We start from the raw sequence: 8,657 nt of genomic DNA on the forward strand, positions 1-8,657 counted from the left end.
CCTGCACCCTTACTCTTCTGCCGCCAGCAGCCCGCGCAGCAGGCGGCGTACGTCGGCGGTGTTGCGCACCGAGTACTTGGCAAATGAGCGCATTTCCGTACCTACTTTAATAGAATACGCTTGGTCCAGTTCGGCCACGGCCCGGAAGGTGTCCTCGTCGGTGCGGTCGTCGCCGATGGCCAGCACGAAGTCGGGCTGCAGCTCCTGCACCCAGCGGGCGGCGGCGGTGCCCTTGTCCACGCCGGCGTTTTTCACCTCCACCACCTTGTTGCCGTCGAGCACCAGCAGGCCGCTGCCTTGGCCGATGAAGGTGAGGTGGGTGAGCAAATCCTGCGCCCGCTCGCGGCCCAGATCAGGGTCGGAGCGGCGGTAGTGCCATACCAGCGCGTAGTCCTTCTCCTCGACGAAAGAGCCGGCCGTACGGCTCACGTACTGCTCGATGATGGGCCGGATATCGGTTTTCCAGTCGTTGCGCAGGGGTTGGATCATGGTCCAGTCCTCGCCGCGGCGCCGCAGCCAGATACCGTGCTCGGCAATAAAGTCCACGTTCAGCTCGCCCAGCCACTCGGCCAGCGTTTCCCGGTCGCGGCCCGAGATGATGACCACGTGGTTGCGGGCGTCGGCGCACAGCTCGGCCAGCAGCTGCCGTAACTGTTCGTCGGGGCGCACCTGCTTGGGGTTGGCGTGGAAGGACATCAGCGTGCCGTCGTAATCCAGCAGCAGCAGCCGGCGGTTGGCGTGCTGGAACTTCTCCATCATCTCTTGCCGGGCGTGGTTGTCCAGCAAATCGGTGCGCAGTACTTCCTGCTTGATCTTGCTGTAAGCCAGCCGATCCATGAACAGCTCCACCCAGGCGTGAATGTTGTAGCGCTGCACAATGGCCTGCAGGCCCTGCATGCGCTGCTGTTGCTCCTCCTCGGGCATGGTAAGGGCCTCAAACATCGTTTCGGCCACCTGCTCCATGTCGGTGGGGTTGATGATGAGCGCGTCGGACAGCTCCCGCGCCGCACCGGCCCGCTCGCTGAGCACCAGCACGCCTTTCTGATCAAGCTTGCTGGCCACGAATTCCTTCGCCACCAGGTTCATCCCGTCGCGCATGGGCGTTACCAGCGCCACATCGGCCAGCCGGTAGAGCGCCGACAGCTCCTCGATGGGGTAGGAGCGGTAGAAATACTGAATCGGCGACCAGCTGATGGTGCGGTACTGCCCGTTGATGCGGCCCACCAGCTCATCGATTTCCTCCTTTAGCGCCTGGTACTGGGCTACTTGGTCGCGCGAGGGCACCACTAGCATCAGCAGCGTCACTTGGTTGTGCAGTTCGGGGTGGCGCTTGAGGAGCAGTTCGAAGGCGCGCAGGCGCTGGGCAATGCCCTTGGTATAGTCCAGTCGGTCGATGCTGAGCACCACGCGCTGGTCCTGCAAGGCTTCGCGGTACTCGTGCTCTAGGCGACGAGCATCTTCCGAGGCGGCTATTTCGGCGTACTTGTCGTAGTCGATGCCCATGGGGAAGGCATCGATCATCACGGCGCGGGTGCCGGTTTCCACCAGCCCGTCGCGGCGCGTCAGGTTCAGCAGCCGCTCTACCGAGCTGACGAAGTGCCGCATGTAGCCGTAGGTGTGGAATCCGAGCAAATCGGCTCCCAGCATGCCTTCCAGCAGCTGCGTCCGCCACGGAATGGAGCGGAAGATTTCGTAGGACGGGAAAGGAATGTGCAGGAAGAAGCCAATGGTGGCGTCGGGCAGCCGCTCGCGCAGCATGCCGGGCAGCAAGAGCAGCTGGTAATCGTGCACCCAGATGGTGTCGTCGGGGCCGGCCAGCTCGGCCACCACGTCGCAGAATTTGCGGTTGACGGCCTCGTAGGCCTCCCAGGTGTGCGGCTCAAACTGCGCGTACTGCGCGAAGTAGTGGAAGGTCGGCCAGAGCGTTTCGTTGCTGAAGCCCTCGTAAAAATCCTTGATTTCCTGCTCGGTCAGAAACACCGGCTGCATGTGGTCGGCGGTCAGCTGCTCGGTTACGCGCTGCTCGTCTTCGGGCGAATCGAGGTACTGGCCGGGCCAACCCACCCACACGTTTTCCCCGCGCCGGTAAATCGAGCCCAGGCCCGTAGCCAGCCCCCCCTCGCTGGGGCTGAACTGCAGCTCACCCTCGGGGTTGCGGGATACTTTCGTCGGCAGGCGGTTCGATACGATAAGGGTGCGGGACATAGGCATGTCAAAGATGGTTCAGGCCCCTTACTACGGTGATTTGCGCACTTTGGCTGGTTTTTTTCGTCCCGCCGCCCGTCGCCGATGCCCTTCGTAGGCTAGCTTTTTACCCCAAAGCGGTACTCCGTCACGGAGCTAAACAGCTCCTCCGGCCGCAGCACCGTGGAAGTAAATTCCGGCTGGTTAGGTGAGTCGGGAAAGTGTTGGGTTTCGAGGCAAAAGCCCGCGTGCTTGCCGTACACCGTGCCGTGCTTTCCGGTGAGCGTGCCCGCCAGAAAGTTGCCCGAGTAGAACTGCACGCCGGGCTGATCGGTGTATACTTCCAAGGTGCGGCCGCTGGTGGGCTCGTGGGCCGTAGCCACCAAGCGGAAATCTTCCCCGTCGAGCACCCAGTTATGGTCGTAGCCGCCCGGCACATCGCCGATGCGTGTGCCGATGGCGTGCGGGCTGCTGAAGTCGAAGGGCGAGCCGGCCACGGGCCGCAGTTCCCCGGTCGGAATCAGCGTATCGTCGACCACCGTATAGCGACCGGCGTGCAGCTGCAGCTCGTGGCCGAGCACATCGGCGCTGGCCCCGGCGCTCAGGTTGAAGTAGCTGTGGTTGGTGAGGTTCAGCACCGTGGCCTGGTCGGTGGTAGCCGCGTAGCTGATGCGCAGCCCGTTGTCGGGCGTCAGCATGTACACCACCGAGACGGTAAGCGTGCCGGGGTAGCCTTCCTCACCATTGGCGCTGATGTAGGTCAGGCGCAGGCCCGGCATGGGGTCCACCAGCACTTCGGCCTGCCACACCACCTTATCGAAGCCCTTGAGTCCGCCGTGCAGGTGGTTCGGCCCGTTGTTGGTAGCCAGCGTGTACTCTTGCCCGTCGAGGCTGAAGCGGCCTTCGCGGATACGGTTGCCGTAGCGGCCAATGAGCGCGCCGAAGTACGGGCCCGCTTCCTGATAAGCCTCGCTCAGATACCCTTCCACGGAGTCAAAGCCCAGCACCACGTCGCCGGGCTGCCCGTTCTTGTCCGGCGCCAGCAAGTGCGTCACGATGCCGCCGTAGGTGCTGATGCGGGCTTCCAGCCCCTGGCCGTTGGTCAGGGTAAAAAGCTGAACGGCTTGCCCGTCGGGCAACTGGCCAAACTCGGCGGCGGTAATGGACGGCTGGGACATATGCGTGGGCTAGTTGGCTGAAGTTTCCGGCCGAAGTCTACGCATGAATCCCCAATTGGGCTGTCCCAAAACGCAACTGCCCCGGCCGTCGTGCGACGGCCGGGGCAGCTCATTACCGGCTAAATAGGGCATCTAGCGCTGGTTGCGCAGCGAGAACCGCTCAAACGCTACCGTTTCGGATTCTTCGCCCTGGGCAATGAGCCCCACGCGAATACCCCGGTCCCACGGCGGCAGGTACGTTCCGTTGATGGCGAAACCGTCGGTGCGCAGCGGCTCCCAGTGCTTGCCGCCATCCACGCTGTAGGCGAAGCGGAAGCGGCTGCCGCCCCAGCACTCCAGGCGCAGGCCCAACTCAGCGCAGGGGTCCAGCAGTACCTCGGTCAGGCGCTGCTTCTTGCCCATTTTCACGTGCCAGAGCTGCAGCATATTGTCGCCGTAAGCCAGCGCCAGCGCGTTGTACGGGTCGCCCACAGCACCCAGGCCCGCGAAGGTTCCTTCGGCCAGGTTGGCGGCATCAACGATAACACTAGCGGTGTAGGTAGCCGCGTAGGTACGCTGGCCGAGCACGGTGCCGAGGCGGACCGAGCTGGCGCCTATGCGCAACTGGTTGCTCAGCACTTCGGTGCGGGGCAAGCTGCCCACCGGCCACTGCCAGGTCAGGTCCAGCTTGTCACCGTCGAAGTTGTCGGCTACGTTCATCACGCTCACATCGGCCAGCGGTTCAGCCTGCGGGCTGCTGTTCACGAATTCCGGCCAGCCCTGCTCGTTCCAGGTGAATTCGCTGAGCAAGCCCTGACGACCCACAAACTCGTGGCTGTTGGCGGCGTAAGCGTGGTGCATCAGGAACCACCGGCCGTCCTTCTCGGCTACGGTGCCGTGGCCCGGGCACTTCCACAGGTGATTATCAGTCAGGATGGGGTTCTGCGGGCACTTCTCCCACGGGCCAAGCAAGCTGCGCGAACGAGCCACGCCCTCGGCGTAAGTGCAGTACTTACCACAGCACGCGTTGCCGGCGTAGAACATGTAGAAGTAGCCGTTGTGGCGCACCATGGCCGAGCCTTCCACCAGCGTGCCCTCCCACGGGGCGTCGTTGCGGAATAGCTCCTTGCGCTTGCCCACCAGCTTCAGGGTCTTCTCGTCGATGCGCTGCGCCCAGATTGGCGTGGGCTTGTTGCGGCTGTTGCCGTCATTTTTCCACACCAGGTGCAGCACACCTTTCTCGTCGCGCACGGCCACACCGTCGATGGAGCCGGCGGCTTCACCTACCAGCGGACCGTGGTCGGTGTACGGGCCTTCGGGGTGGTCGGCGCTGGCCACGGCTACGCAGAGCATGCCGCCCTTTTTGCGGGCCGTATAATAGAGGTATACCTTCCCGCCTTCGTAGAAGAACTCCGGCGCCCAGAAGTTTGAGTCGCACCAGTCGGGCAGGCGGCCGGGGAATACGTGGCTTACCAGCTCCCAGTTGATCAGGTCGTCGGACTTGAAAATCGGGAATACGGCACCCCACTCGGCCGTGGTGGCCGAGGCGTAGTAAGTATCGCCAATCTTGGCAATGGTTGGATCGGGAAAGTCGCCGGGCAGCACCAGCCGGTCGTAGCTCGTGTGAGCAGGCGCGGCCGGGGCAGCCGTCATCAGGTCGGCTACCTCCGTGAAGAAGGATTCCGGGCGTTCAATGAGCCAATCGTTGTCCGGGGTAGGAGCGAAGGCACCGGATTCGAAGTCGAAAGACACAGCAGGAGGAAAATTTACGTGGGAAAAGGGGCCGACCCGACTAGCCTACCAACTGCTGGCCGTCGCGCTGCCCGAACGTTTGGAGTTCGGTCAAATTACGCGCCAAAACCAGTGTTTTTTTAGGACTTAGCAAGGAAAGTTTGTACCTGCGATACAACTTGTTTTTAACCCGGAAAAGCTTTCTGTGGCAATGAAAAACGCCGAACGCAATGGCTATTCCAAGAGTTCGGCGTATTCTATTTTTCGAAGTTAGCGAAACTTCAACTAACGCAAGTAAGTACCGCTTTTTTTTTGCTTAACAGCCCGTTTGCATCGCTGAACCGGGCAAACAGCTCGGTCGAATGTTTTTATAGTCGAGCGCCGATATAAGCCGTTTCCGCCGCATTTTCGCCCGCGTTTCACCGGCTATTACCATGCCAAGGCGTGCAGGTTCGACTTTTAGAATCGAATCTGCGTAGTTCCAGCATCGGTTGCCGCTTTCGTCCTTACTCCCCGTTGCTATGCCTGCTCAAGCCGTTGCCACTGCCTTCCAACGTCATTTTGGCTACACTGCCCCGCTCCTGGTGCGTGCCCCCGGCCGCGTCAACCTCATCGGCGAGCATACCGATTACAACCTCGGGTTCGTGCTGCCAGCCGCCATCGACAAGGAAATCTACTTCGCCGTCGGCCTGAACAGCGGCAGCGAAATCCGCCTCGTCTCGCACGACCTCAATGACTGTTGCACGGTAGCCATCGAGCAGCTGCACCGCACCGACACCCAGTGGGCCAATTACCTGCTGGGCGTGGCCGCGCAGCTGCAGAAGCGCGGCATCGTGCTGGCCGGTTTCGACTGCGTCTTCGGCGGCAACATTCCCGTCGGCGCCGGCATGTCGTCCTCGGCTGCTGTGGAGTGCGGCCTCGCCTTCGCCCTCGACAAGCTGCTGGGCACCAACATCGACAAAATGACCCTGGCCCACGTGGCGCAGAAAGCCGAGCACGAATACGCCGGCGTGATGTGCGGGCTGATGGATCAGTTCGCCAGCCTATTCGGCCGGCCCAGCGAAGTCGTGCGCCTCGACTGCCGCTCCCTCGAGTACGAGTACTTCCCCTTCGATACCCAGGCCAGCCGCATCGTGCTCTGCAACTCCGGCGTGAAGCACAGCCTTGCCGATTCGGAGTACAACAAGCGCCGCCAGGAGTGCGAGCGGGGCGTGCACATCCTGCAGCAGCACTACCCGCAGGTAAAAAGCCTGCGCGACGCTACCCTGGAGCAGATCGAAGCCCACCGCGGCGAGTTTGACGACATTACCTACCGCCGCTGCCGCTACGTGGTAGAGGAAAACCAACGCGTACTTAAAGCCTGCGACGACCTGGCGCGCCATGACCTAGCTGCTTTCGGACAGGAGATGTACGCGTCGCACGCCGGCCTGCGCGACGACTACGAAGTAAGCTGCGAGGAACTGGATGCGCTGGTAGAGGCCGCTCAGCAGGTTCCGGGCGTCTTCGGTGCCCGCATGATGGGCGGCGGCTTCGGCGGCTGCACTATTAACCTGGTAGCCCCTGACCAGGTCGACAACTTCATTCGCCAGGTTGGCGCAGCCTACCAGCAGCGTTTCGGCCGCGAGTTGGAAACCTACCAGACCAGCATTGTCAACGGCGTATCCGAAGCTATTGTCTCGGAACAAGTGGCCCCCAACGGACAGTAGCCCCACCCAGCAGCCGGCACCCCACGGTTCACTTTGATTATTGAGCATGGCTTCCTTCGATAGCACCGAACACCCGCACCGTCGTTTCAACGCCCTCAACGGCGACTGGATTCTTGTTTCGCCCCACCGTTCCAAGCGTCCCTGGCAGGGCCAGCAGGAAAAGCCTGAAGTAGAGCAGCGCCCCGCCTACGACCCTACCTGTTACCTCTGCCCCGGCAATACCCGCGCCAACGGCGCCGTCAATCCGCAGTACACCTCCACCTTCGTCTTCGACAACGATTTCGCGGCTCTCTACCCCGATGTACCCGTAGGTGGCATCAACGAAGGCGGCCTGCTGCGGGCAGAAGCCGAGTCAGGTATCGGGCGCGTTATCTGCTTTTCGCCCCGCCACGACCTCACCCTACCCGAAATGGACGTGCCCGCCATTCGTGGAGTCGTCGATCTGTGGGCTGCGCAATACCAGGAGCTAGGTAGCCATCCTGATATTAACTACGTGCAGATTTTCGAGAACAAAGGCTCGATGATGGGGGCCAGCAATCCGCATCCTCACGGCCAGATATGGGCGCAGCGCACCGTCCCAACTGAGCCCGCCAAGGAAACGATACAACAGCTGGCGTACTATAAGGAGCACAGCCGCACCTTGCTCACGGATTATCTCGAAATCGAAGTGCGTAATCAGCAGCGCGTAGTCATCGACAATGAACACTGGGTGGCGCTGGTGCCGTTCTGGGCCGTGTGGCCCTTCGAAACGCTGGTAGTGCCGCGCCGCGCCGTCCAAGACGTCACCCAACTCAACGACGCTGAGCGGGACGCCCTGGCCGACATCCTGCGTCGCCTCACCATTCGTTACGATAACCTGTTCGAGATATCCTTCCCGTACTCGGCTGGCCTGCACCAGCGCCCTACCGACGGCGAGGAGCATCCGGAGTGGCACTTGCATCTGCACTTCTATCCCCCACTGCTACGCTCAGCCACGGTACGCAAGTTTATGGTCGGCTACGAGATGCTCGGTAACCCCCAGCGCGACATCACCCCAGAATTCAGCGCTGACAAGCTGCGTAGCCTTTCGGAAGTCCACTACAAGCAAGCTTCCGCCCAGTAACACTTCTTTTATAGAGTATAGAGTATCGTTGCCCTCGTCCTAACGTTTAGTATCAACTACTACGAGGCGTCCACAGCACAAGTGGATGCCTCGTGGTTCATTATAGAGTAACCGTGGTCATCAATGCACATTGCACGGATAGTTGGTCAGAGTAATCACTCTCTCGGGATTGATAAGACCAGTCCAATGCTTGTTCAAATACAGTGTACTCTATTAATAAGCAAGACCAGTCCAGCGTGAAGCGACAAAAACCGCACTCGCTCACAATGAGTCTTTGCACACATAGGCTAAGGCTAGCTCTTTGGTTAGTACACCCGCACGGATAGCAGAACCATCTTGGATCTGACTGAATAATGGCGCTAACATCACGGCAGCAGTATCAGTAGATATTTTTTATCGGGGCGGAACTGTCCTACAGCCTCTGAGGTTGAGACACCTGCATAAGCAGAGCAAGTGTCGTTGAGCTTGCGAAGGAAGCACAAGCATAAGAAAAAGCGTCTCATCGCTTGCGTAGTTCAAACTGGTCTACTACTTTTGCACTCCCAATCAGACGGAATGGGGCGAGCAGCAGCGAAAAACGGCTTCTAAAAAAAAGTGGCGCACTGCTTGCGGAAGGCAAAAAGGTTCTTACCTTTGCACCCCGCTTCAGTAGGAGGCGGCCGGCAACGGAAAGCGAAGAAAAAAGGTTAGAAAATTTTTCTTCGACTTGCTTGCCAACTAAAAGAAGTTGCTTACCTTTGCAACCCCGAACGGAAACGCTGAACGGGCTGCAAAAAA

Annotated in this window: 6 protein-coding genes; 2 read left to right on the top strand and 4 right to left on the bottom strand. The window is 60.6% G+C overall.

What is annotated here, in order from left to right:
* Nucleotides 1-9: 9 nt before the first annotated feature.
* The 3 genes from B0919_RS23870 to B0919_RS23880 all read right to left on the bottom strand — a co-directional run bounded on the left by B0919_RS23870 (nt 10) and on the right by B0919_RS23880 (nt 5,093).
* Nucleotides 10-2,205 carry a bifunctional alpha,alpha-trehalose-phosphate synthase (UDP-forming)/trehalose-phosphatase gene (locus B0919_RS23870; protein WP_078014826.1) on the bottom strand — a complete coding sequence of 732 codons (2,196 nt, stop codon included), beginning with the start codon at nt 2,203-2,205 and terminating at the stop codon, nt 10-12.
* A gap of 98 nt (nt 2,206-2,303) precedes the next feature.
* On the bottom strand, nt 2,304-3,362 hold the full coding sequence (locus B0919_RS23875; RefSeq protein WP_078014827.1) for an aldose epimerase family protein: 1,059 nt from the start codon (nt 3,360-3,362) through the stop codon (nt 2,304-2,306).
* Between the two features lie 132 nt (nt 3,363-3,494).
* Nucleotides 3,495-5,093, bottom strand: a complete 1,599-nt coding sequence (locus B0919_RS23880; RefSeq protein ID WP_254846662.1) for a family 43 glycosylhydrolase — start codon at nt 5,091-5,093, stop codon at nt 3,495-3,497.
* A gap of 500 nt (nt 5,094-5,593) precedes the next feature.
* On the opposite strand from B0919_RS23880, the gene B0919_RS23885 reads away from it, so the two are divergent.
* Entirely contained in the window at nt 5,594-6,778 is a 1,185-nt protein-coding gene (locus B0919_RS23885) for a galactokinase (protein WP_078014828.1), read from the top strand.
* 46 nt (nt 6,779-6,824) lie between these two features.
* Nucleotides 6,825-7,880, top strand: a complete 1,056-nt coding sequence (locus tag B0919_RS23890) for a UDP-glucose--hexose-1-phosphate uridylyltransferase (RefSeq protein ID WP_078014829.1) — start codon at nt 6,825-6,827, stop codon at nt 7,878-7,880.
* A gap of 499 nt (nt 7,881-8,379) precedes the next feature.
* On the opposite strand, the gene B0919_RS25550 is transcribed toward B0919_RS23890, so the two are convergent.
* The coding region (locus B0919_RS25550) for a hypothetical protein (RefSeq protein WP_217701073.1) at nt 8,380-8,657 on the bottom strand (278 nt) is incomplete at its 5' end.

It is taken from the genome of Hymenobacter sp. CRA2 (genome assembly GCF_002007105.1).
In the GTDB taxonomy this organism is placed as follows: Bacteria; Bacteroidota; Bacteroidia; order Cytophagales; family Hymenobacteraceae; genus Solirubrum.

Bases quoted from the DNA above. Each gene is read 5' to 3' on its own strand.
- B0919_RS23875 (WP_078014827.1), bottom strand. From the start codon at position 3,362: ATGTCCCAGCCGTCCATTACCGCCGCCGAGTTTGGCCAGTTGCCCGAC.
- B0919_RS23885 (WP_078014828.1), top strand. From the start codon at position 5,594: ATGCCTGCTCAAGCCGTTGCCACTGCCTTCCAACGTCATTTTGGCTAC.
- B0919_RS23890 (WP_078014829.1), top strand. From the start codon at position 6,825: ATGGCTTCCTTCGATAGCACCGAACACCCGCACCGTCGTTTCAACGCC.
- B0919_RS23870 (WP_078014826.1), bottom strand. From the start codon at position 2,205: ATGTCCCGCACCCTTATCGTATCGAACCGCCTGCCGACGAAAGTATCC.